The following is a 22,489-nucleotide window of genomic DNA, read 5'->3' on the forward strand; positions in this document are numbered from 1 at the left end:
TTACTCCGTATCGCCCGAGTTGAGCAGACCGATCATCACGCTGCCGTCATAGGAAAACTGATGACTGCCGGCGCTGTCCGCTCCGGATTGGACCGTGGTGCCATATCCGGCCCCGGTGCTGACATAGGACGAATTTATACCCAGCGTCAGGCGGTCAACGGATTTGCCAACCAATTCAGGGTCCGCAGTGATCAGAACATAATGATATTCATCACGCGGCGTGACCTGAATCGCATAACGCGGGCCGACATGGTTGAAGTCTTCCGTTCCGAAGGACCGGACGACTTCGCCGGCCTCGTCGAGCAGGCTGACATGCAGTGCGAAAACACGATAGGCCTCGAATGCCGCGCCGACTGTCATCAAACGCCGCTGGTCATTGGCCGGTAGCCGCGCCAGATAAAACGGCGTGGCGACCCCGCTGCCGGGCGCTTCATAACAAGGCGATTCCACGTCAAAATTGTAAGCCTCTATCCTTTGCCGATTACCCTGCGGGGCTGCGAGCATCACAGCCGTCGACAGATCCAGCTCTGCGGTGCACGGCCCTGCCGGAGGCAACAGATTTGCGGGTGGCGGCGTAGACGCGCACGCGGCAATCACCAGTGGAAGACCCAATGCGATCGAGAACCGAACCCGCATCATTGAGCCAGTAGCCGCGCAAAGGTCGCCGCTGTTTCATCCAGCGCCATCTGAATCGACTCCACCAGACTCACCGGGTCCTCCAGTATTTCCTCACGATTGCGGAAAGAAGCGTCGGGCGGCGGCGACAACAATATTCGTCCTTCCGGCGATCCCAATGGGGCGTAGATTATGGAATTTTCCATGATGACGGCCTGGTCTGCCCGGTTCACCATCCGGCCTTCCACCGCCGCATGCGGGCGAAACGGCTTGCCGGTGCCGGACGACAACAATCCATATTGCTGCAGGACCACATCCAGATGCGCATCGACATCGTGGTCAAAACCTTCATAGCTATCGAACAGGGCAACACCGTCCCGCTCACCCACGCTGACGGTTTCAACATTATATCCGAGCGCTTCGAGCTCCATGATGATGCGCTCCCGGAAATAGGCCTGGGCATCGAAGCCTTCACCTTCCAGAATTTCCTCGACCCGCGCGCGGCGGCTGCTTTGAACGCCGGCATCCACCAGCGCGCCCACAATCCCGAAATTCGAGCCCATTGAGGCAACTTCGTATGCGATCACCTGGGAATCGCCGACATCCTCGACAAGGCCGATGGTCCGAACCGGATACAAATCGGCTTCATATGGCGTGGCAACGTATGGCGACGCACAGGCAGCAAGCGACAAAGCGCCAAAAAGCAAAACAAGCAGTCTCATGAAATCCCCCAGTAATTTTCGAAAACGATACCGGTGATTGCAGCCAGATCAACACGAAATTGCGGTTTGAACATCTGGAATTGCCGCAGGGAAGCTGTCGTGAACGGTTTCCAATTTCCGGCCATCTTCTACCTGCTCGCCGCAAGTTGCCATCATTGTGAATCCGGTTTTCGTAGCCAGATGACTGGCGATCATTCTAAGATTGGACAAGTCTGGCGGTGAAACGTGATCATTTCTGTCATCAATCTACCTATGCCACTGCTTGCCGGCTTTTCCGGTGTGCTTTGCCTCCTCGTGATTGGAAGTATTGCTGCGGTGGTCCTGCCACGCATTCAATCTGGCAAGTGGGATGATTTACCGGCGCGAATGTTCAGCTGGTGGATCATTTGCCTTTCGCTCGGCTTGGCGCTCGTGGCCGGCTGGCAGGTCTTCACGTTGCTCTTTGCTTTCATCAGCTTTGTGGCACTGCGAGAGTTTCTGACACTCGCCCCCACCCGACGTGAAGACAGGCTGGTCGTCCTGTTCGTCTATGTGTCGGTCTTGATCAGCTATTGGTCGATCTGGATCGGGAATTATCCCTACTTTCTGGTCATCGCCCCGATATATATTTTTGTGGCAACCGCTATCATGATGGTCTGGACGGGCCGCACCGACGGCTTTCTGGCCACAGCGGGGATCATGCAATGGGGCGTGATCGTGTGCGTCTTCAATCTGGGCCACGTCGCCTTCCTGATGCAAACGCCGGTCGCGGAAGTGCCGCAAGCAGGCGCGGCCGGATTGGTCTTCTTTCTGATTTTCATGACCCAGTTGAACGACATCGCGCAGTATGTCTGGGGCAAGCTATTCAGCCAACACCCGATCAGTCCAAAAATCAGCCCGAACAAGACGTGGGAAGGTGCCATCGGCGGCGTGCTGTCGACACTGGTGCTTTTTGTCCTACTAGCTCCGTATTTTACACCACTGGACTTCTGGCCCAGCGTTCTGATCGGCTCGGTTCTGCCTGTGCTCGGCTTTTTCGGCGATGTCACGATGTCTGCCATCAAGCGCGATCTGGGGGTAAAGGACACCAGCCAGCTCCTTCCCGGTCACGGTGGCATGCTGGACCGTCTCGACAGCCTTATGTTCACAGCTCCCTGGTATTTCCACATGCTGGCCATTTTCGCGTTGGAGCGTTTCTGATGTTGCGTTTGCTGCGTCAGCTCCTGTTCTTGCTAATTATCCGGCCGATTGCGGTGCTCATCATCGGGATAGACGCAAGGGGCAAAAATCATCTACCGCTGGACGGCCCGGCCATCATCGCTGCCAATCACAACAGTCATGTTGATACATTGCTCCTGACGTGCCTGTTTCCCGTTCGTCAACTTGACAAAATTCGTCCGGTCGCCGCCGCGGACCACTTCTTGAAGTCGACGTTCTCGCGCTGGTTTTTTCTGAATATTATTGGAATCCTTCCGATAGACAGAGGCCGAAAGAATGCGCGGCAGGCACTTGATGGCTGCCGCACAGCCCTGTCACGAGGGGATATCCTGATATTGTTTCCCGAGGGCACGCGCGGCACAGCCGAAGAAATTGGCGATTTCAAATCCGGAATTTCCCGGCTTGCCGAGGAATTTCCGAACGCGCCGATCATTCCGGTTTACCTGCAAGGAGCCGGCCGCGTCCTTCCTCGCGGAACGAAGATACCCGTGCCCTACACTTGCAGTGCGATTGTTGGCGAAGCCTTCACATGGACCGGGTCTCGGCAAACCTTCATGGACCGACTAAAATCCACCATAGAAATCTTGCGAGCGGATGCGCCGCCGCTTCGCTGGTTATGATCCGGAGCTTCGGATGATTTCAAACCTGATTACTCTGTTCAGAACCCTGCTCATCCTGCCCTTTTTTGTCCTGTTGGTCGGTCAGGGGACCGGCTGGACGCCGCTGGCGCTATTTCTCCTGATAGGCGCTCTGGACATTGTCGACGGTAAGGTGGCGAGACATCTGGGCGAGTCGAGCCGATTGGGTGCCATGCTGGACCTGCTGGGCGATCGATTTCTGACACTGGCCGCTGTATCCGCACTGGTTATTTCCGGGCTTGAGTCAATCTTGGTAAGTGGCGCCCTGATTCTTCTTGTCGCGCGCGACCTCGCGTTTGCGACGTTGTCCGGCGCCTTGCCCGCCGGCGCCGAATTTCGGCCATCAAAACTGGAATTGCCCAAAATAGTCCTATCGTTTCTCGGGCTAGGATTTTTGATTGCACCTGCCTTCGCAATGCTCCCCGAATGGACAAGCCATGATGCCGGTGGGCTGGTGGTAATGGGTGCCGCAGTGTTGGCAATCGGCACCATTGCGAACTATGGGTTTCAATTGCGCAACACGCTTGTTCACTGAATGGTGGGCCCGGAGGGACTCGAACCCCCAACCTAGCGGTTATGAGCCGCCAGCTCTAACCAGTTGAGCTACAGGCCCCCGATATGCGGAGCGGCAAAAGGCATACTGCCCCCGAACCGATCCGCCAAGCGCCATGACTGCGAAATGAATGCGGCCGCCCTATTGATGCCAAATCGGGCCGCTAGGGACGGCGTCATCACAGTTTGAACAGGAGAGCTTTCATGTTTCGTGCCCTTATTCTTGCCTCTGCGCTGACCCTGCCGGCCGCTACGGCCTTTGCACAGGATGACGAGCCGGGCCGGTTGTCCCTGTCGGCCACGGGCGAGGTCAATGTGACCCCGGACATGGCGACCGTACAATCCGGCGTCGTAACGGAGGCCCGGAGTGCATCTGAGGCGTTGAATGCCAATTCGCAAGCCATGAATGGCGTGTTTTCCGCTCTTTCCCGGGCCGGCATTGACCGTCAGGACATCCAGACATCCAACCTCCAGATCAACCCGGTCTGGTCGAACTATTCCAATGGCGAGGAGCGCCGGATTACCGGTTATCGCGCCACCAATACGGTGACCGCCCGGGTCGACGAACTCGACTCGCTCGGCGCGACAATCGATGCGCTGGTGAGTTCGGGTGCCAACCAGATCCAGGGTGTGACCTTTGGTGTTGAGGATGACAGTGCGGCCCGCCGTCAGGCTCGCCTCAATGCGGTCGCAGAATTGCGTGAAACGGCGAACCTCTATGCCGACGCACTGGGCGTCGAACTCGGCGGTCTTCTGGAATTTTCCGAAAGCGGCGGTTTCCGTCCGCAGCCCGTGTCGAGCTTTGCCCGCATGGAAAGCCTTGATTCAGCCACACCGGTCGCAGCCGGTCAGCTAACGATTTCTGTGACGATTAACGGCGTCTACGCCATCGAGGACTAGGCGGCCTCGGGCGTTTCAACCGGCCGGTTGTGTTCGTCAAAAACGATCACACCCGGCTGGTGGCGCTCGGCCTCTGCGGCTTCCATCTCGGCATAGGCGACAACGATAATACGGTCACCCACCTGTGCGAGACGCGCCGCAGCGCCATTGATACCGAATTTACGGGAGCCGCGCGGGGCCGGAATGGTATAGGTGGTGAACCGCGCGCCATTATTGATGTTCAGCACATCGACCTGCTCATAGGGCAGGATTCCCGACGCATCGAGAAAATCCAGATCCACCGAGATCGAACCTTCATAGTGAAGATCAGCTTCGGTCACGGCAGCTCGGTGCAGCTTGGATTTCATCATTTTAAGGCGCATGGCAGGCTCTACCTGTTCAAATGTTGCGGCGCGTATAACGCATCGGCGCGCGTGGATATAGTGTTTGTGTTCATTTCCGCAACGGGGAAAGCCCATGGCCCGACTTGCCGCCCTTCAACATGCAATGTCGCCCGACATCGAAAGCAATCTTGAAACCGCACGGCGAATGCTGGAGGCGGCGGCGAAAGCAGGTGTGAAGCTGGCGGTTTTTCCTGAAGTGCAATTATCGCCCTTTTTCCCGGCGCGCCGCGGAAATGATGCCGGCCGCTACGCCATGACCGTCGATCATCCCGCCATGAATGCGTTAAGCGAAATGGTAAAAGCCAATGGCATTGTGACCGTCGCGAATATCTATTTTCAGGATCATGACAGCACGCGTTTTGATGCCTCGCCCGTTTTTGATGCCGACGGGTCGCTGCTGGGCATTTCGAAAATGGTGCATATCGCCCAGTTCGAGAATTTCTGGGAGAAAAATTATTACGCCTCGGGGTCCGGCTTTGATGTCTATGACACCGCAGCGGGCCGTCTGGGTATTGTCATCTGCTATGATCGACACTTTCCCGAAAGCTATCGCGCCTGTGCCTTGCAGGGGGCGGAGATTATCGCGACGCCGACCTGTAATCTGGCGGGAGAACCTCTGGACCTTTTTGCCTGGGAAATGCGGACTCTGGCATTCCAGAATTCGGTTTATTCCATTCTGGCCAATCGATGCGGCGTAGAAGGCGAGACCAGCTATGGCGGGCACTCTGTGATCGCGGGACCGGACGGCACGCTCCTCGCACAGGCTGGCAACGCAGAGACTGTTTTAACGGCGGAGTATGACCTCACACGGCGCGCGGAGATCGCAGAAGCCTATGGCTGGCTGGGAGAGCTCAAGCCCTGGCTCAAGCCGGGATTGCGGGAATAGCCTAACCCTCCCGCCATTTCTCCATCGCGGAGGAAATAGCGAAGGTCTCCCGGTATTTGGGACTGTCGGACGGACGCGGGGCACGATCGCGCGTCAACTCCATGATCTCCGCCAGCTTGTTGTGGGCCGCCCCGGACTGTCCGGCGCCGATATAGGCATGCAGCTCCACCAGCGCATTGGAGAGGGGATCATCCGCGCGGATCACGAAGTAGGGCTCGTCATCTGCGAGATCGTCATAGCAATCGAATTTGGATTTGTTGGACTTGGAACCCAGCGTGCGGTCAGTCGACATGGCAAAAGCCCTCTTGAATACGAATCAGTTTTGTCAGTGTAGCGCGGCGGGCGTGATTATTCAGCCCGTGCCTGCCGCACCGAGCAGAGTTCCGCGCGCCATGGAATTCTGGAAAAACATCCGCATCAGACCATTCGCCATTGCATAGACACCAAGCGAACAGACGCTTTCTTCGAAGATTGAGATGGTCCGCTGGCGCCAGCTGCTATCGTGACAGATGCAAAACGACCTGCCGTTCGTGCGGATGGTCGCGGTGCTCGAACAGGTAGAGTCCTTGCCAGGTGCCCAGCGCGAGCCGCCCATCCGTGACGGGAATGGAGAGCGAGGTCGCCGTGAGTGCCGACTTGATATGGGCCGGCATATCGTCCGGGCCTTCTGTTGTATGCCGCAGCCAGGCCATGGACGAGGCATCGCCATGCGGCACAAGGCGGCGAAAGAATTCGTCCAGATCCCGCCGCACATCCGGGTCGGCATTTTCCTGAATCACCAGCGAACAGGAGGTATGGCGGACAAAACAGGTCAAAAGCCCCTCGCCCGCGCAATTCCTGCTGACAAACCGGGCCGCCTCAGATGTAAAATCATAGAGGCCGGGACCCGTCGTGGAGAGGCGAAGCGTCGTCTGGGCCATAAGCTAAAGGTCGTTGAGCTCCCAGCGGCGAACGGCCTTGGCCTTGCCGCCAGAGCTTTCATAGAGACCTTCGGCGGCATCGGTTTCTGATGAGGTCCACATCATGAAGGTGGCCGGGCTTTCCCGGACATCCTCAATAACTGCCTCGAACAGGGCCCGTCCCACGCCCTCGCCGCGGCCATCCCGGCCGACGCAAACTTCGGCCAGCCAGGCCCCGGCCCCGCCATGGCCGCTATCATAATAGGCATGCCAGACCGCATATCCGACGGCAGCCCCATCCTTTTCCGCAACCAGCACGTGAAAGCTGGCGTCATGACCGAACAGGGTGGTCTTGATGTTTTCCGGCGTGCAGTGCTCGGTTGAATCGCCGACCACTTCATTGAGTTCGCGCGACAGGCGCGCAATCGCCGGCGCATCTTTCGGGCGGGCGGCGCGAATAGTGAGTTCGGTCATATCTTTCTCCAGTTGCAAATGGATTGGCCCACCGGTGATACCGATGGGCCAAACCTGATCGCCGGAAATTGAAACGTCTAGTTATCGAGGAAGCTGCGGAGCTTGCGAGAGCGGCTCGGGTGTTTGAGCTTGCGCAGCGCCTTGGCTTCAATCTGACGAATGCGCTCGCGGGTCACCGAGAATTGCTGGCCGACCTCTTCCAGCGTGTGGTCGGTATTCATGCCAATGCCAAAGCGCATCCGCAGAACGCGTTCCTCACGCGGGGTGAGCGAGGCGAGCACGCGCGTCGTGGTTTCGCGCAAATTCGCATGGATGGCAGCGTCAATCGGCAGAACCGCATTCTTGTCCTCGATGAAATCGCCCAGATGCGAATCTTCCTCGTCACCGATCGGCGTTTCGAGCGAGATCGGCTCCTTGGCGATCTTCATCACCTTGCGCACTTTTTCGAGCGGCATGGCGAGTTTCTCGGCCAGCTCTTCCGGCGTCGGCTCGCGGCCCCATTCGTGCAGGAATTGCCGCGACGTGCGAACGATCTTGTTGATGGTCTCGATCATATGCACCGGAATCCGGATGGTGCGGGCCTGATCCGCGATGGATCGCGTGATCGCCTGACGGATCCACCAAGTGGCATAGGTCGAGAATTTATAACCGCGTCGATACTCGAATTTATCGACCGCTTTCATGAGGCCGATATTGCCTTCCTGGATCAGATCCAGGAATTGAAGCCCACGATTGGTGTATTTCTTCGCAATCGAAATAACGAGGCGGAGATTGGCTTCAACCATTTCCTTCTTGGCAATGCGTGCTTCGCGTTCGCCTTTCTGGACAGCCTTCACGATGCGACGGAAATCATCCACCGGCACGCCGGACCGGGTTGCGATCTCGGCGATTTCCTCGCGAACTTTCTCGACCTCAACCGCCTCGCGCTCGACAAACCGCTTCCACGCCTTGGTCTTGTCCTGATATTCGTCAAGCCAGTTCGGATTTGTTTCGTTTCCGAAATAAGCTTCCATGAACTGGATGCGCGAAACGCCATGGGCGTCCGCCATACGCAGAAGCTTGCCTTCCAGCGCCATCAATTCCTTGTTGATCGCATAGAGCTGTTCGACCAGCGCTTCGATCCGGGCATTGTTGAGGTGGAGACTGTTAAGCTCCGTGACAATCCGGTTTTCGAGCTCTTCGTATTTTTCGCGGCTCTGCTTGGTGAGGTCCTTGCCTTCGGCGCGCGCGGTGACGAGCTTGTCCTGAAGCTTTCGGAAGGCCGCGAAGTCTGCGGCGATCGCATCGAGCGTCACCATCACTTCTTCACGCAGCTCGGCTTCCATGGCGGAGAGGGAAAGGTTTACGCCTTCCTCTTCGTCATCATCATCGTCTTCGCCGCCTTCGTCTTCGGTCTGGTCGTCCTTGTTCTTCTCTTCATGCCCTTCCGGCATCTTCGGCTTGGGCTTGTCTTCCGGCTTACCGCCAGGCTGCTGGTCCGGCCGTCCGGTCTCGGAATAGTCCGGCTGCGGGTTCTTGCCGCCATAGGTCGCATCAAGATCGATGACGTCGCGCAACAGCACGCGGCCTTCCGCGACTTCCTCGCGCCAGACCATGATGGCTTCAAACGTCAGCGGACTTTCGCACAGGCCGCGGATCATCGCATTGCGGCCGGCCTCGATGCGCTTGGCGATGGCAATTTCGCCTTCGCGAGACAGGAGCTCAACGGTGCCCATTTCCCGCAAATACATGCGGACCGGATCGTCCGTGCGATCCGCCGAAGACGGAGTGTTCTGGCCCGTAACCGCCGTAGACCCCTTGGCGGTAACAGCCTTGCCGCCCTCGTCGTCGTCATCGTCCTTGTCGTCGTCGCCGTCTTCGGACTTCGTCTTGCTATCATCCTCGTCGTCGGGGGAATCCTCGTTGTCGATGACATTGACGCCAACTTCCGACAATTGCGCGAGCACATCCTCGATCTGTTCCGAAGTGAACTCTTCTTCGGGCAGAACCTTGATGATTTCATCGTGCGTGACGAAGCCGCGTTTTTTCGCGGCCTTGATCATTGCCTTTACGGACTGATCCGTGAGATCGAGCAGCGGTCCATCCTGTGGCGCTTCGCCGGAATTGGCTGGTGCTGTCGATTTCGTTTTTGTTGCCATTATCCGTTTTTCCCGTCCGGCGGCATGACGCCGCTCGTAATTCCTGACTGTGCCCGACCTATTGGTCAGTCTGCCGACGCGCCTTGCCGCGGCGATGAATTTCCATCAAGCCGCGCAACGTATCGGCATCATCATTCTCGATTTCCTCGGCAAGCCGAGACCGCATTTCCTGCCGTTGCTTATTATACCCCGTCTGTTCCATATAATCGCTTGCGATGCGTGTCCAAGCCTCTTCTCGCTGGATAACAGTTGCGGTCTCTCCACCCAGAGCCGCCCGCATGGGCTGCCTCTCGAGATCGAGGCGCTTCAATGCACTCGCAAACCCCTGTCCTGCAAGGTGATTTCGCAAGCCACCCGAATGCTCGACATGCCCTCCCGCCAGCGCATCCAGAATAGCATCCCGAAGTGCGTTCAACTGCACACAGTTGAGTAGAGATAGCATCTCAGCCTGGTTTTCAGCAATTTCGGGATATTCGACCGCAGCCAGAAGCAAATGCCGCAAGCGGGTTGGCACCGGCCCCGTTTCGACCAGGCGTTTTGTTTCGGCGGTCGCGCCAAGCGCCGCGCCTTTCTTGAAGTATCGTCCGCCCGAGCGTCGCGCCGATCCGAAAATCTGTTCCAGCTTCTGATCGAATTCTCGCTGATATTCTGCGCGCACATCTGCATTTTCGATTCGGTAAAGCAAGGCGCGGAGCCGCTTTCGAAAACCGGCTCGCCGGTCCGGATCATCCAGCGGCTCTTTTTCTGCCTCGATATCCCACAGGATGGATGCCAGAGGCCGCGAATTTGCCAGGGCCTCCTTCAGGGCGCTTGCTCCATCATCTCTCAGCATGTCGTCGGGATCCTTGCCCTCGGGAAGAAAGACAAAGCGCAAGGTCCGCTCCGGCTCCAGCAAAGGCAGTGCGCGCTCTGCGGCGCGATTAGCCGCCATCCGGCCGGCGTTATCGCCGTCAAAGCACAATGTCGGCTCGCCTCCGGCGCGCCAGAGCAATTGCATCTGGTCTTCGCCCAGCGCAGTCCCCAACGGTGCCACGGCATGTTCGATACCGGCACGAGCGAGCGCAATCGCGTCAAAATAGCCCTCGGCGACAATCAGTCCGCGCGCGCCGGATTTCGGATTGGCAGCGGCTTTGCGGGCTTGCGGATAGCGATAGAGGTTATGCCCTTTGTGAAAAATCGGGGTTTCCGGCGAATTCAGATATTTCGCCCGGGCATTCGCCGACATGGCCCGTCCGCCGAAAGCCACCAGCCGGTCGCGCGGATCGCGGATGGCAAACATGATGCGTCCACGGAAGCGGTCATAGGGCGTGCCGCCATCGTCCGGTGCGATCAGCAGGCCGCAATCGATCAACTCTCCCGGCTTGGCGCCTGCGGCGATGAGTTCGTCTTTCAAAGCCGAGCGGGAATCGGGCGCATACCCGATTTCGTATGTTTCCCATTCCGCCGGCCCATAGCCGCGCCGTTCCAGATAATGGCGCGCATCAGCACCGGCGTTCGAGCGCAATTGCCGCGAATAAAAGCGCTGAGCCAGCTCCATCCATTCGATCAGGGATTTGGAAGCCTCGGCTTTTTTCGCCGCCTCGGGATCCGCTTTAGGCAAGGGAATGCCCGCGATCGAAGCGAGTTGCTCGGCCGCCTCCATGAAAGACAGGCCTTCCATCTTCATCAGCCAGTCAAACGCGTCGCCATGTTCGCCGGAGGCAAAGCAATGGTAAAACTTCTTCTCGTCATTGACGAAGAAGGAGGGGGTCTTTTCCTTTTTGAACGGCGACAGGCCGGCAAACTCGCGGCCCTGACGTTTCAATTGAATCTTTCGCCCGACCAGGTCGGACATCCGGACCCGGGCACGAATTTCATCCTTGAAATCGTCTGTCAGACGCATGGTGTATCCGGCCGCTGAGGAGACCGGCAGACTACGTCATGCCGCGCCAAATGGCGACGGCTCACGCTGCGTTGGTCAGAAGGTTTTTGATCTTTGCGCCGGCCTGGGAGAAATCCATGCGGCCCGTGTAACGCTCTTTCAGAGCGCCCATGCACTTGCCCATGTCTTTCAAGCCCGTGGCACCGAGTTCATCGACGACGCCGCGTGCCGCATCCTCGATTTCATCTTCATCCATGGGCTTGGGCAGGTATTCGCGCACGATTTCAGCCTCGGCGCGCTCCTTTTCCGCCAGATCCAGACGGCCAGCGCTCTCATAAGTTTCCGCGCTTTCGTCCCGCTGCTTGGCCAGCTTCTGCAGGATGGCCATGATCTCGCCGGACTCACAGCCCTGGCAGCGATCTTCCGCGCGGGCTGCAATGTCGCGATCCTTTATCGCGGTGAACACAAGGCGGAGCGTGGAGAGACGCACGGCATCCTTGTTTTTCATCGCCGTTTTCAGATCGGATGTAATTCTTTCACGTATGGACATGCCACCGATAACCTCAATGCCTGACGGACAATCCGTAAGCCTTTTGTTTTTAAACCGTTTTCCTGCTCAGGTCGTTTCTTGACGCTTTGCGGCGCGTCTCCTAGCTTCGCGCGCCACCAAGATATAAAAGATAGCGATCCCCGCCCTCTTTTTGCAAGGAGCGCGCTCGTATGACGACGACGCAAAAAAATCAAGCCCAAAAGCCAACAGGTTATGCCCGTCTGGTCCTCGCTGACGGCACCGTATTCACGGGCGAAGGCCTTGGCGCGACAGGCGAATCAGTCGGCGAGTTGTGCTTCAACACGGCCATGACCGGCCAACAGGAAATCCTCGCTGACCCGTCCTATGCGGGACAAATCGTCTGTTTCACCTTCCCCCATGTCGGAAATGTGGGCACGAATGATGCGGATGAAGAGGCCAGCTGCGACGCCGCAAAGCGCGCCGCCACGGGCATGGTGATGCGAGCGGACATGACCTCGCCGGCCAATTATCGCTCCATGGCGCATTTCGCCGACTGGATGGCTCAGCGCGGGATTATCGGTATATCCGGCGTCGATACGCGCGCCATTACCCGCCGGATCCGGGAGAGCGGCATGCCGATGGCCGTGATCGCTCACTCGGATACCGACAGCTTTGATCTCGATGCCTTGCGCGAAACCGCGCGCAGCGCGAAGACGATGGAAGGCCGCGAACTCGCAGCCGACGTCATGTCCGGCGATCCCGCCGACTGGACAGAAGGCGACTGGGACTGGGAAGCCGGCAATGGCGTCGGGCCTGCCGACGGCCCGCTTGTGGTCGCACTCGATTATGGCGTGAAAGCCAATATCCTCCGCCGGCTGGTATCGGCTGGCGCGCGCGTGACTGTCGTGCCGGGTAAGTCATCAGCCGACGACATACTGGCCCTGAAGCCCGATGGTGTCGTGGTCTCGAACGGCCCTGGCGATCCGGCAGCGACCGGGCAATACGCTCTCGACGCCATTCGCGGTGTCATTGATGCCGGCATACCGGTCCTGGGCATTTGTCTCGGACATCAGATGCTGGCGCTGGCGCTCGGCGGCAAGACCGTCAAAATGGCGCAGGGTCATCACGGGGCAAACCATCCGGTGAAAAATCATGAAACCGGGCAGGTTGAAATCGTATCGATGAATCACGGGTTTGCCGTGGATGCATCCTCCCTGCCGGACGATGCGGTGGAGACCCATGTGTCCCTGTTTGATGGCACCAATTGCGGCTTTCGCCTGACCTCGCGCCCTGTCATGTCCGTGCAACACCATCCGGAGGCCAGCCCGGGTCCGCAGGACAGTTTTGCTGTCTTCGACGGCTTCGTCGCATCCTTGAAAAAAGAGACCGCTTGATGGATCTGGCGCAACAATGTCCGGCTTGCGGGGGCACATTCGAGACCGCTTATCCGGCATTCGACATACCGCTGGGGCAGAAGGCGGCGATCAATGCCTGCGGCACATGCGGCCTCGCCCAACGGGATCCGGGCGTTGCCTTCGATTTTACGAATCTGGGCGCCGAACATTATCTGGATGACTGGAAAGCGCTGGAGCTTTCAGGCCTGTCATTCAAGTTCGACCGCATGATGGATGCGGCCCGCGACCTGACACCGTGGGTGGTGAAGACCGGTCCGTGGGACAAGCACGTCCTGGATGTCGGATCTGGCCCGGGATATTTCCTCTTTCATGCTCGCGCTCATGGCTGGAAAGTGCAGGGTGTTGACCCCTGGCAGGAGATCGCCGCATGGGGCACAAAGCACCTGAATATTCCGGTTGAACCCGTCCGTATCGAAGACAGTGAGTTACCGGGCAACGCATATGAGGTCGTCACGGCGCTGGACGTGATCAGCTTCACCGACGATCCGGTCGCATTCCTGAAAGCCTGCCGCGCCAAATTGAAGCCGGGCGGCCTGTTGATGGTGTCCACGCCCAACTATGGATCGGAAATCCGCAAGGAGAAGGGCCCGGAATGGCCCAGCCTCGCCGCCAATGTGCGGCGCTGGTTTTTCACGCCGGAAAGCCTCGAGCGCGCCGCCCGCGCCGCCGGGTTTGGTGCTTGCCGGGTTCAGCTCGCCGGCGGTGAAGGCGGCGATGAGGAATTGCTGTTTTATACGCAAAACCCGCACAAGGCCTCGATCAGCTGGTCGGACATTTCCGAAGAAACACCGTCCGACAACATGTTACCGCCACTCGATCGGCGGCAAGTCGATGCCAGCCTGCTCAACGATCAGCAGAAGCACTGGCGCGAAAACGGCTATCTGATCCTGCGCAACTTCATCCCGGAAGACGTCGTGGATGCCTATTGCCGCGTGCGCGAGCGCGTCTCGTCCGACGGTGGCTGGGATGATGAAACCCCCTATATGGAGATCAAGGAGATCCGCGATCTCTGCCTCCACAAGCCTCTGGTCGATACGCTGCACTCGCTGATCGGCGAGGAAATGGTGATGAATCTGAACCTCACCGGCTGGAAGACGACGCAACGCGACTGGCATCAGGACGATTATCTCAATCCGGATGAAGTGCGCGGGCGTTATGTCGCTTGCTGGTTTGCTCTGGACACGATCACGCCGGATTCGGGCCCCTTCCAGTTTGTGCCCGGCTCGCACCAATGGCCGCATATCAAGAAAAGCAAGATCCTGAATTTCGTGCCTGAAGAAGTCCGCCAGACGCGAGCCTGGCCGATCCATTCCGAGCGTGTCCTGACGCCCTTCTTCGAAGAGAAGATTGCGGCCGAAAACCTGGAGAAGGTCGAGTTTACGGCCGAAAAAGGCGATGTCCTGATCTGGCATGCGCGCCTTTTGCATCGCGGCACAGTGGCGAAGAACCCGGATCGCCTGCGCAAGGCCATCATTTCTCACTACACCGCGCTCGATGCGATGAAGCATTATGGTGCCGTCGAACGCTGGGATACGGGCGGGCTTTATTTCGTCGAGAGCAAGAAACGCGACGCCGATCCGGCACGTGTCGTCGAAACGCTTTAATCGGGGACAGGCCGTATGACACAATCATCCGGCCTGACACGACGCGGCGCCATGCTGACCAGTCTGGCTGGGCTCGGCGTTGCGGCGTGCAGCGGACGCCGAGAAGCGCCGCCCGGTCTTTTGCGCGTGGCCATCAGCAATATGCCGGACTCGCTGGATCCGGCCATCGGACAGTTCGCGGCCTCGGCCCTGCTCTACAAGCAACTCTTTGCGCCTTTGACGGACTATTCCGTTAATCTTGGCGTCGGGCCGGGGCTGGCGGAAGAATGGACGACGCCCGATGGCGGCCACACCTGGCTGTTTGCAATTCCGGATGACCGCCGCTGGTCCGATGGCGCGCCGTTGACGGCCGAAGATATAGTCTGGTCCGTCAAACGCATTCTCGACCCCGCCACAGCCGGCGGGGTGCTCGGTGATTTCTATGCCGTCGAAAATGCGCGTGCCGTGCTGACCGGTGACATGCCGGTGGATGCATTGGGCGTTCTGGCCCGCGGGCCGCGCCTTGTGGAATTTCGCCTGGAGCAGCCGCTGGGGATATTCCCGACGCTGATGCGGGAATTCTATCCCTTTCCTCGCCACATCATCGAAGCTCACGGCAATGACTGGGTGCGCCCTGAGAATTTTGTCGGGTCCGGGCCGTTTACACTGGCCGGTATAGGGGCGCTGTCCTTTGATCTGGTGCGAAATGAATTCAGCTACGCACCCGCATCAGTGGCCGCCGCGCGTGTCGATATTGTCGATGATGCTTCCACGCGAACACGCATGTTCAGAGCGGGTGATTTTGATCTCGCCGAAGCGCCACCGCCCACGCAACTTCAGTTGCTGAGGCAACAGGTTGGAGATCAGGTGCGTAGCTTTCCGGCTCCCAAATTCACCTATCTCAAGATCAATCTGAGGCGGCCAGCGCTGCAGAATGTTGGTCTGCGCCGTTTTGTATCCGCTATGACGGACCGGGCCTTTCTGGCAACACAGATCATGGATGAAACCGCCTCCGCTACGGATAGCATCATTCCCGGCAGCACGGAGACATCACATTCGAGGACACCTCCCGAGTTGGAGGGAATCGACGATTCAATTCGTATTACCTTGCGCACGACGTCAGGTGATCGCGAGCGTTTGGCCATTGCCATTGCGGACGACTGGAACCGCGCGGGTGTCCAGACCGAAATATTGGCAACGGCTCCGGTCGATCTCTATTCAGCAGTTGATGGGGGCGACTTCGATATTGCCCTCTCGCATTTTGATCGGGGTCTGAAAGCCAATCCCAATTTCATGATGGAACCCTTCACGGAAGGCGGTTTCGCAGATGATTCCGGCTGGTTTGAAATCGGCGGACCAGAAACCGACACTTTCAATGCCGCCATTGCTCTGGCGCGGCAGGCGGTAGGGGACGCCGAACGAACGCGATTTTACCAACAGGCGGAAGCCATCCTGCTGGATCAGCAAGTCATCATCCCGCTTCTTCATGAACAGGCGCACTGGTTGATTTCCGAGCGAGTGTCCGGCCTTACGCCTGATGTTCAGCCACAAATCTGGCGGAACTTGTCAGTCAGCGGCGCGTAAAGCCTCTCGCCAATCCTGCGAATCCGGTCTAAGACCGCCTCCTAGCACGACAACCGAACGCTTCTGGCACCGCCGCGCGCGATTTGCGCGCATTGCGGTGGCGAAAAGCGCGCAGATTTTTACGGGGCCGGGATGCCAAAACGGACTGACATCAACAGCATTCTGATCATTGGCGCGGGACCGATCATTATCGGCCAGGCTTGCGAGTTCGATTATTCGGGCGTTCAGGCGGTGAAAGCGCTGAAGGAAGAGGGCTACCGGGTCATCCTGGTAAATTCCAATCCCGCAACGATCATGACCGATCCCGAATTGGCGGATGCGACCTATATCGAGCCCATCACGCCGGAAATCGTTGCAAAAATTATCGAAAAAGAGCGCCCCGATGCTTTGCTGCCCACCATGGGCGGACAGACTGCATTGAACTGTGCCCTGCAACTGGATGAGCGCGGCATTCTGGAGAAATTCGGTGTCGAGATGATCGGTGCGAAAGCGGACGTCATCGACAAGGCCGAGGACCGGGAACGTTTTCGCGAGGCGATGGACAAGATCGGGCTCGAGAATCCGCGCGCGATCGTGGTGTCATCTCCCAAAATCAAGGACGAAGATGGCCGCATCATTGGCTATGATCGGGCCGCAGGTGCCATCAAGGCCATGCAGGCTATCGAAGAAATCGGCCTGCCCGCCATTATCCGTCCGGCCTTCACGATGGGCGGCACAGGCGGCGGCGTCGCTTATAATCTCGATGAATACGAAACGATTGTCCGCGCCGGCATCGAGGCTTCACCGACCGGCCAGGTTCTGATCGATGAAAGCCTCCTCGGCTGGAAAGAATACGAGATGGAGGTCGTTCGCGATCATGCGGACAATTGCATCATTGTCTGCTCGATCGAGAATATCGATCCTATGGGCGTGCATACCGGCGACAGTGTGACCGTCGCCCCTGCCCTTACCCTGACGGATAAGGAATACCAGCGTATGCGGACGGCCTCCATCGCCGTCCTGCGCGAAATCGGTGTCGAGACCGGCGGATCGAATGTGCAATGGGCGGTGAACCCGGCCGATGGCCGTATGGTGGTCATTGAAATGAATCCGCGCGTCTCGCGTTCTTCGGCGCTCGCGTCCAAGGCAACCGGATTTCCGATTGCGCGCGTCGCGGCGAAACTGGCAGTCGGCTATACGCTCGATGAAATCGAGAATGACATTACCGGTGGTGCTACCCCTGCGAGTTTTGAACCGACGATTGACTATGTCGTCACCAAAATCCCGCGTTTCGCGTTCGAGAAATATCCCGGTGCCGAAAACATCCTGACGACCTCGATGAAGTCCGTTGGCGAAGCCATGGCCATGGGGCGGACATTCAAGGAATCTGTCCAGAAAGCGCTGCGTTCACTCGAGACCGACCTAAGCGGTTTTGACGAAATCGGTATTGCCGGTCTGGCCGAAGCGCCCGACGCACAGGCGCGGCGCGAAGCCGTCTCTGCAGCGCTGTCACGTCCAACGCCGGATCGGCTGCGTGTCATTGCCCAGGCCTTTCGCGAGGGCTTCACCGTCGATGAAATCAACGCTGCGTGCGCGTTCGAGCCCTGGTTTCTGCGGCAGATCGAAGAAATCGTTGCCACCGAAGCCGAAATTCGAGCCAACGGCCTGCCAGACGATGCGGCGGCTTTCACCGCGCTGAAAGCTGATGGCTTCTCGGATGCCCGGCTGGCCAAGCTGGTCGGCAAAGAAGAAATCGACGTCAGAGCTGCCCGCAAGGCCCTGGGCGTGCGTCCCGTCTACAAGCGCGTGGATACGTGTGCGGCAGAATTCGAGGCCGTGACGCCCTATATGTATTCGACGTACGAAACCGCACCGATGGGCGGTGTGGCCGATGATGAAGCGCAGCCGACCGGCCGGAAGAAAGCGATCATTCTGGGCGGCGGACCCAACAGGATTGGTCAGGGCATAGAATTCGATTATTGCTGCTGCCATGCAGCGTTTGCCTTCAAGGAAGAAGGCATCGAATCGATCATGGTCAATTGTAACCCCGAGACCGTTTCAACGGACTATGACACGGCAGACCGGCTCTATTTCGAGCCGTTGACCGCCGAGGACGTACTAGAACTGATCGAAACGGAGATGCAGGCGGGCGAGCTTCTGGGCGTTGTGGTGCAGTATGGCGGACAGACACCGCTGAAACTGGCCAGCGATCTTCAGGCGGCAGGCATTCCCATTCTCGGCACGTCGCCGGATGCGATTGACCTCGCTGAAGACCGCGAGCGCTTCAAGGCGCTTCTCAACAAGCTCGATCTGAAGCAGCCGCCCAATGAAATCGCGCATTCGGAAGAAGAGGCGATGGCGGCGCTTGAAATCCTCGGCTTCCCGCTGGTGTTGCGCCCCTCCTATGTCCTGGGCGGGCGCGCGATGGAAATCGTCCGCGATCGCGAAGGTCTTGAGCGTTATCTGCGCGAAGCGGTCGTCGTTTCCGGTAAAACGCCGCTGCTCGTTGATCGGTATCTCGAAAATGCCGACGAGGTGGACGTCGATGTGATCTGTGATGGCGACGATGTTTTCGTGGCTGGCGTCATGGAACACATTGAAGAAGCGGGTGTGCACTCTGGAGATTCCGCTTGCTCGCTGCCGCCCTTCTCCCTGTCGAAAGACATGATTGCCGAGCTGGAAGCGGAAGCAACCGCCATGGCCAAGGCCATTGGTGTTCGCGGGCTGATGAATGTCCAGTTCGCCGTAAAAGACGGCACGATATACGTGCTGGAGGTCAATCCACGGGCGTCGCGCACCGTTCCCTTTGTGGCCAAGGCGATTGGCATTCCGGTCGCCAAGATTGCCGCGAAAGTCATGGCGGGCGCCAAGCTTTCAAGCTTCGGTCTGAAGCGCCCTAACCCGAAGCACGTTGCCGTAAAGGAAGCGGTCATGCCGTTCGCGCGCTTCCCGGGTGTGGATCCGGTGCTTGGCCCGGAAATGCGGTCCACCGGCGAAGTGATGGGTATTGATTCCTCTTTCGAGAGTGCGTTTGCCAAATCGCAGATCGCAGCCGGCGTCAACCTGCCGCGAAAGGGGGCGGTCTTCATTTCGCTGAAAGAAGGCGACAAGCCCCTGATGGTGGAAGCGACCCGCGCTCTGTCCGCCCTGGGATTTGAAATTCTGGCGACCAAGGGCACGGCCAAAACCTTCACAGATGCCGGGATAAACGTGCGCATCGTGAACAAAGTCTATGAAGGCCGTCCGCATATTGTGGACGACATAAAGAACGGCCGTGTGCAATTGATCGTCAATACAACTGAAGGCCGACTGTCCCATAAAGACAGCTATTCCATCCGTCGAACCGCTCTGGAATTGAAGGTCCCGTGCTATACAACGGCTTCGGCGGCGATCGCTGCTGTGCGCTCACTTGAGAAGATTGATGAAGGAGCGCTTGAACCGCACGCCTTGCAATCCTACTCTAATTGATCTCTCCTCAATGCAGACAAGAACAGCCAAAAATCAAACATGTCAAAAATTCCTATGACCGCCGACGGTTTCAAAGCCCTCGACGAAGAAATGAAGCACCTGAAAACGACTGAGCGCCCTGCGGTGATTCAGGCGATTGCGGAGGCGCGCGAGCACGGCGATCTCTCCGAGAACGCCGAATACCATGCGGCGAAGGAACGTCAGGGCTGGATTGAAGGCCGTCTGGCCGAGATCGAGGACAAGCTGGCCCGCTCTCAGGTGATTGATGTCACCAAGCTGAGCGGAGATACCATCATGTTCGGCGCGACCGTCACCGTCGTCGACGAGGACACTGACGCCGAAGCCGTCTATAAAATCGTCGGTGAGGACGAGGCCAGCGTCAAGGATGGCAAGATTTCCATCACCTCTCCCATTGCCCGCGCCCTGATCAACAAGGAAGTCGGTGACGTGATCGAGGTAAATGCGCCGGGCGGCCTGAAATCCTACGAGATTTTGAAGGTCGACTGGATCTAGTTGTTACCGGATTCAAACTGAAACGGCCGGGCGATTGCCCGGCCGTTCTGGTTTGCGGTTGATTTTGATCGGTCAGTCCAGCCCCGGAACATGTTGAGCGGGGTCAATGCGCTCACCATTGTGACGTACTTCCACATGGACATGGGGTCCGGTGGAATTGCCAGTCGATCCCACGCGACCGATTTGCTGACCAGGGCTCACAAGATCGCCAAGCGACACGTCGAACCCCTCCATGTGAGCATAGACCGTCTGCCATCCATTGCCGTGATCGATCGCGATGGTATTGCCCCAGGCTTCGCTATCGGCAAATCCGAAATCGGCATGCACGATCCGGCCGGACGCCGGCGCGACAATTGGCGTGCCCTGCGGAGCGGCAATATCGGTACCGGAATGCATGGGCGGCGCACCGGCAGGCTGCGAAGGACGGGGGCCAAAGCGGCTGGAGATTCGGCCGCCTTCTACGGGGCGTCTGACAAAGGGTGCCGGAGCGGCGGTTGGCGCGAAATGCATATCGCCGGGCTCCGGAGCCGGTTCCGGCGCCATTGCCGGAGCCGGGTCAGCGGCCGCTCCGAATGCCAGATCGCCAAATGCGATTTCAACCGGCTCGGAAACGGGTTCAGCGAATTGATTGATCGGCTCGATTTTCTGGACCATGGGCGGGGCATCCCGTCGATCTATCCAGGCAGCCTGAGCGACTGCCAGAGGCAGGATGATAGCGAGGGATGTGCCCACCGCGAGCGCAATTGAAGAGCGGCGAGCGGGCGGATGGCCATCGAGAATGGATCGTATACGCATGTGGATGTGTCTCCTGTTTTGGGGGCCGAAAGCAGAGGCAGGCGGAGCTGCCAGTCGCATTGAATTGATCAGGGTGGCCGCATAGGCCGGTCGCGATGATTGCGCCTGCCCGGCGAGCGTTTCTGCATCGCAGGCGACTTCTCGCGCGGTCGAAAGCTCCGCTTCGATCCAACGCAACGGCAAATGAAACCACAACAGCGTCGTCAGGGCCGTTCCGATAAGCCGGTCCCTTTCATCGCCTCGACGCGCATGGGCGTACTCGTGGGCCAAGGCAAATTTCAGAGTCAGAGGGTCGCTGAATATTGCGGCCGGGAGAATAATCCGGGAGTTCCAGCCCGTCAGAATGGGCGATGGCAAACTCTTGTGGATCAAGACCGGCAACAAGCCAGATGGCTTGTCCATGCTCATCGCCTCAAGCAATTGCTCTTCGCGCGCATTCGGGGCGCGGCAGGATTTGATCATTCGGCAGCGGCGCACGTGACGCAGGAGCGCTTTCGCCAGAGAAAAGAACAGGCCTGCCGCATAAATCCACGTAACCCAGACCGGGTTGAAAGACACATTGGAACCTGCTGCTGGCGCATAGCCGGGTATCAGCTCCGCCACGTTTCCGGGAAGTTCGGAATGCACGGCAGCAAGCGGGTCGGCCGCCGGCATTTGGGCATCCGGGACCAGGAAGATCAGGGGTGCCGCGACAAGGGGCAATAGACACGCGAAGCGCGCGACTCGCCACAATGTGACGCTTGGCTGGCGCAGGCGACTGAACAGCAGCCAGATAACACCACCGCACGCAACTGAAAGCAGACCACCCGATATTAGCGCACCAAAGAAGCCGCCCATCACTCGCCCTCCTCGTTCGGCACCTCTTCTAGAAGCCGCGTCAGCTCTGCCGCTTCTTCCTCGGAAAACAATTTGCTGGACGTAAATGCGGTGGCAGAGATCGGGCCGTCTATATCGAGAATATTCGCCGCAAACCCGCGGATCAGTTCGCCCATGAGCGCGACCTTTGAAACATTCGCCGCAAAAACAGCGAGTCCATGACTGTCCTGACGGCGAACGATCTTCTTCTCGGTCATCCGGAGCAAAAGCGTCCGTGTGGTCGAATAGGACCAGCCCGTCTGCTTGCCGATTGCGTCTTGAACTTCGCGCGCACTCTGCGGGCCAGTCGTCCAAAGATGCTTTAATATCGTGAGTTCTGTGTTTGAAGGGGCGCTAGACATTCTTCCCGTCACATCTACGTTACAGATGTCACACACGTTACAGCCGTAACACGCCATGTCAATCGCGAATTTCCAGACGGTGAAATCATTGCCTTATGTCGGCGGGCGACGAAGATTGCGCATTGCTATCGTCGAAGACTTGCTCCCGACGCAGAGATC

21 protein-coding genes and 1 tRNA gene are annotated in these 22,489 nt (G+C 58.4%); 10 read left to right on the top strand and 12 right to left on the bottom strand.

The window, feature by feature from the left end; translation table 11 throughout:
* Positions 1–639 (bottom strand): hypothetical protein, encoded by a 639-nt coding sequence (locus P0D52_RS09840; RefSeq protein WP_394692482.1) that lies wholly within the window; start codon positions 637–639, stop codon positions 1–3.
* Positions 636–1,337 (bottom strand): hypothetical protein, encoded by a 702-nt coding sequence (locus P0D52_RS09845; protein WP_394692483.1) that lies wholly within the window; start codon positions 1,335–1,337, stop codon positions 636–638. The genes P0D52_RS09840 and P0D52_RS09845 overlap by 4 nt, the downstream gene beginning before the upstream one ends.
* Positions 1,338–1,589: 252 nt before the next feature.
* Here P0D52_RS09845 and P0D52_RS09850 point away from each other — a divergent pair, with 252 nt between their 5' ends.
* Genes P0D52_RS09850 through P0D52_RS09860 form a run of 3 tightly spaced genes read left to right on the top strand, consistent with a single transcriptional unit; the run spans position 1,590 to position 3,707 of the window.
* The gene (locus tag P0D52_RS09850; RefSeq protein WP_394692484.1) at positions 1,590–2,516 is read left to right on the top strand and encodes a phosphatidate cytidylyltransferase; all 927 of its coding nucleotides are present in this window, start codon (positions 1,590–1,592) and stop codon (positions 2,514–2,516) included.
* On the top strand, positions 2,516–3,154 hold the full coding sequence (locus tag P0D52_RS09855) for a lysophospholipid acyltransferase family protein (protein ID WP_394692485.1): 639 nt from the start codon (positions 2,516–2,518) through the stop codon (positions 3,152–3,154). Before P0D52_RS09850 ends, P0D52_RS09855 begins: the two co-directional genes overlap by 1 nt.
* On the top strand, positions 3,129–3,707 hold the full coding sequence (locus tag P0D52_RS09860) for a CDP-alcohol phosphatidyltransferase family protein (RefSeq protein WP_394692486.1): 579 nt from the start codon (positions 3,129–3,131) through the stop codon (positions 3,705–3,707). Before P0D52_RS09855 ends, P0D52_RS09860 begins: the two co-directional genes overlap by 26 nt.
* Before the next feature lies 1 nt (position 3,708).
* On the opposite strand, the gene P0D52_RS09865 is transcribed toward P0D52_RS09860, so the two are convergent.
* Positions 3,709–3,785, bottom strand: a tRNA-Ile gene (locus tag P0D52_RS09865).
* Positions 3,786–3,928: 143 nt separating this feature from the next.
* Between P0D52_RS09865 and P0D52_RS09870 the strand changes: the two genes are divergently transcribed.
* Entirely contained in the window at positions 3,929–4,624 is a 696-nt protein-coding gene (locus P0D52_RS09870) for an SIMPL domain-containing protein (protein ID WP_394692487.1), read from the top strand.
* On the opposite strand, the gene panD is transcribed toward P0D52_RS09870, so the two are convergent.
* Positions 4,621–4,986: an aspartate 1-decarboxylase gene (panD, locus tag P0D52_RS09875; RefSeq protein ID WP_394692488.1), complete on the bottom strand. Its 366-nt coding sequence runs from the start codon at positions 4,984–4,986 to the stop codon at positions 4,621–4,623. The two genes, P0D52_RS09870 and panD, sit on opposite strands and share 4 nt — an antisense overlap.
* Before the next feature lie 94 nt (positions 4,987–5,080).
* Between panD and P0D52_RS09880 the strand changes: the two genes are divergently transcribed.
* On the top strand, positions 5,081–5,893 hold the full coding sequence (locus tag P0D52_RS09880; RefSeq protein WP_394692489.1) for a carbon-nitrogen hydrolase family protein: 813 nt from the start codon (positions 5,081–5,083) through the stop codon (positions 5,891–5,893).
* 1 nt (position 5,894) lies between these two features.
* Here the strand turns inward: P0D52_RS09880 and P0D52_RS09885 are convergent, their stop codons facing one another.
* The 6 genes from P0D52_RS09885 to P0D52_RS09910 all read right to left on the bottom strand — a co-directional run bounded on the left by P0D52_RS09885 (position 5,895) and on the right by P0D52_RS09910 (position 11,815).
* On the bottom strand, positions 5,895–6,185 hold the full coding sequence (locus P0D52_RS09885) for an aspartate decarboxylase (RefSeq protein ID WP_394692490.1): 291 nt from the start codon (positions 6,183–6,185) through the stop codon (positions 5,895–5,897).
* Between the two features lie 205 nt (positions 6,186–6,390).
* The gene (locus P0D52_RS09890) at positions 6,391–6,813 is read right to left on the bottom strand and encodes a secondary thiamine-phosphate synthase enzyme YjbQ (protein WP_394692491.1); all 423 of its coding nucleotides are present in this window, start codon (positions 6,811–6,813) and stop codon (positions 6,391–6,393) included.
* Between the two features lie 3 nt (positions 6,814–6,816).
* On the bottom strand, positions 6,817–7,266 hold the full coding sequence (locus P0D52_RS09895; RefSeq protein ID WP_394692492.1) for a GNAT family N-acetyltransferase: 450 nt from the start codon (positions 7,264–7,266) through the stop codon (positions 6,817–6,819).
* 77 nt (positions 7,267–7,343) lie between these two features.
* Positions 7,344–9,404, bottom strand: coding sequence for an RNA polymerase sigma factor RpoD (gene rpoD, locus P0D52_RS09900; protein ID WP_394692493.1), 2,061 nt, complete (start codon positions 9,402–9,404; stop codon positions 7,344–7,346).
* A gap of 58 nt (positions 9,405–9,462) precedes the next feature.
* A complete protein-coding gene (dnaG, locus tag P0D52_RS09905) occupies positions 9,463–11,286 on the bottom strand; it encodes a DNA primase (protein ID WP_394692494.1) in 1,824 nt (607 codons plus the stop codon).
* Between the two features lie 61 nt (positions 11,287–11,347).
* Positions 11,348–11,815, bottom strand: coding sequence for a GatB/YqeY domain-containing protein (locus P0D52_RS09910; RefSeq protein WP_394692495.1), 468 nt, complete (start codon positions 11,813–11,815; stop codon positions 11,348–11,350).
* A 170-nt stretch (positions 11,816–11,985) separates the two neighbouring features.
* On the opposite strand from P0D52_RS09910, the gene carA reads away from it, so the two are divergent.
* The 5 genes from carA to greA all read left to right on the top strand — a co-directional run bounded on the left by carA (position 11,986) and on the right by greA (position 20,318).
* The gene (carA, locus tag P0D52_RS09915; protein WP_394692496.1) at positions 11,986–13,170 is read left to right on the top strand and encodes a glutamine-hydrolyzing carbamoyl-phosphate synthase small subunit; all 1,185 of its coding nucleotides are present in this window, start codon (positions 11,986–11,988) and stop codon (positions 13,168–13,170) included.
* Entirely contained in the window at positions 13,170–14,795 is a 1,626-nt protein-coding gene (locus P0D52_RS09920; protein WP_394692497.1) for a phytanoyl-CoA dioxygenase family protein, read from the top strand. The genes carA and P0D52_RS09920 overlap by 1 nt, the downstream gene beginning before the upstream one ends.
* 15 nt (positions 14,796–14,810) lie before the next feature.
* The gene (locus tag P0D52_RS09925) at positions 14,811–16,358 is read left to right on the top strand and encodes a peptide ABC transporter substrate-binding protein (RefSeq protein ID WP_394692498.1); all 1,548 of its coding nucleotides are present in this window, start codon (positions 14,811–14,813) and stop codon (positions 16,356–16,358) included.
* A gap of 132 nt (positions 16,359–16,490) precedes the next feature.
* Positions 16,491–19,805: a carbamoyl-phosphate synthase large subunit gene (gene carB / locus P0D52_RS09930; protein WP_394692499.1), complete on the top strand. Its 3,315-nt coding sequence runs from the start codon at positions 16,491–16,493 to the stop codon at positions 19,803–19,805.
* Positions 19,806–19,844: 39 nt separating this feature from the next.
* Positions 19,845–20,318 carry a transcription elongation factor GreA gene (gene greA / locus P0D52_RS09935; RefSeq protein ID WP_394692500.1) on the top strand — a complete coding sequence of 158 codons (474 nt, stop codon included), beginning with the start codon at positions 19,845–19,847 and terminating at the stop codon, positions 20,316–20,318.
* Between the two features lie 72 nt (positions 20,319–20,390).
* On the opposite strand, the gene P0D52_RS09940 is transcribed toward greA, so the two are convergent.
* Complete coding sequence (locus tag P0D52_RS09940) at positions 20,391–21,950, bottom strand: peptidoglycan DD-metalloendopeptidase family protein (RefSeq protein WP_394692501.1); 1,560 nt, start codon at positions 21,948–21,950, stop codon at positions 20,391–20,393.
* A complete protein-coding gene (locus tag P0D52_RS09945; protein ID WP_394692502.1) occupies positions 21,950–22,387 on the bottom strand; it encodes a BlaI/MecI/CopY family transcriptional regulator in 438 nt (145 codons plus the stop codon). Before P0D52_RS09945 ends, P0D52_RS09940 begins: the two co-directional genes overlap by 1 nt.
* Between the last annotated feature and the right edge of the window lie 102 nt (positions 22,388–22,489).

Source organism: Hyphobacterium sp., from assembly GCF_043584775.1.
Classification (GTDB): Bacteria; Pseudomonadota; Alphaproteobacteria; order Caulobacterales; family Maricaulaceae; genus Hyphobacterium.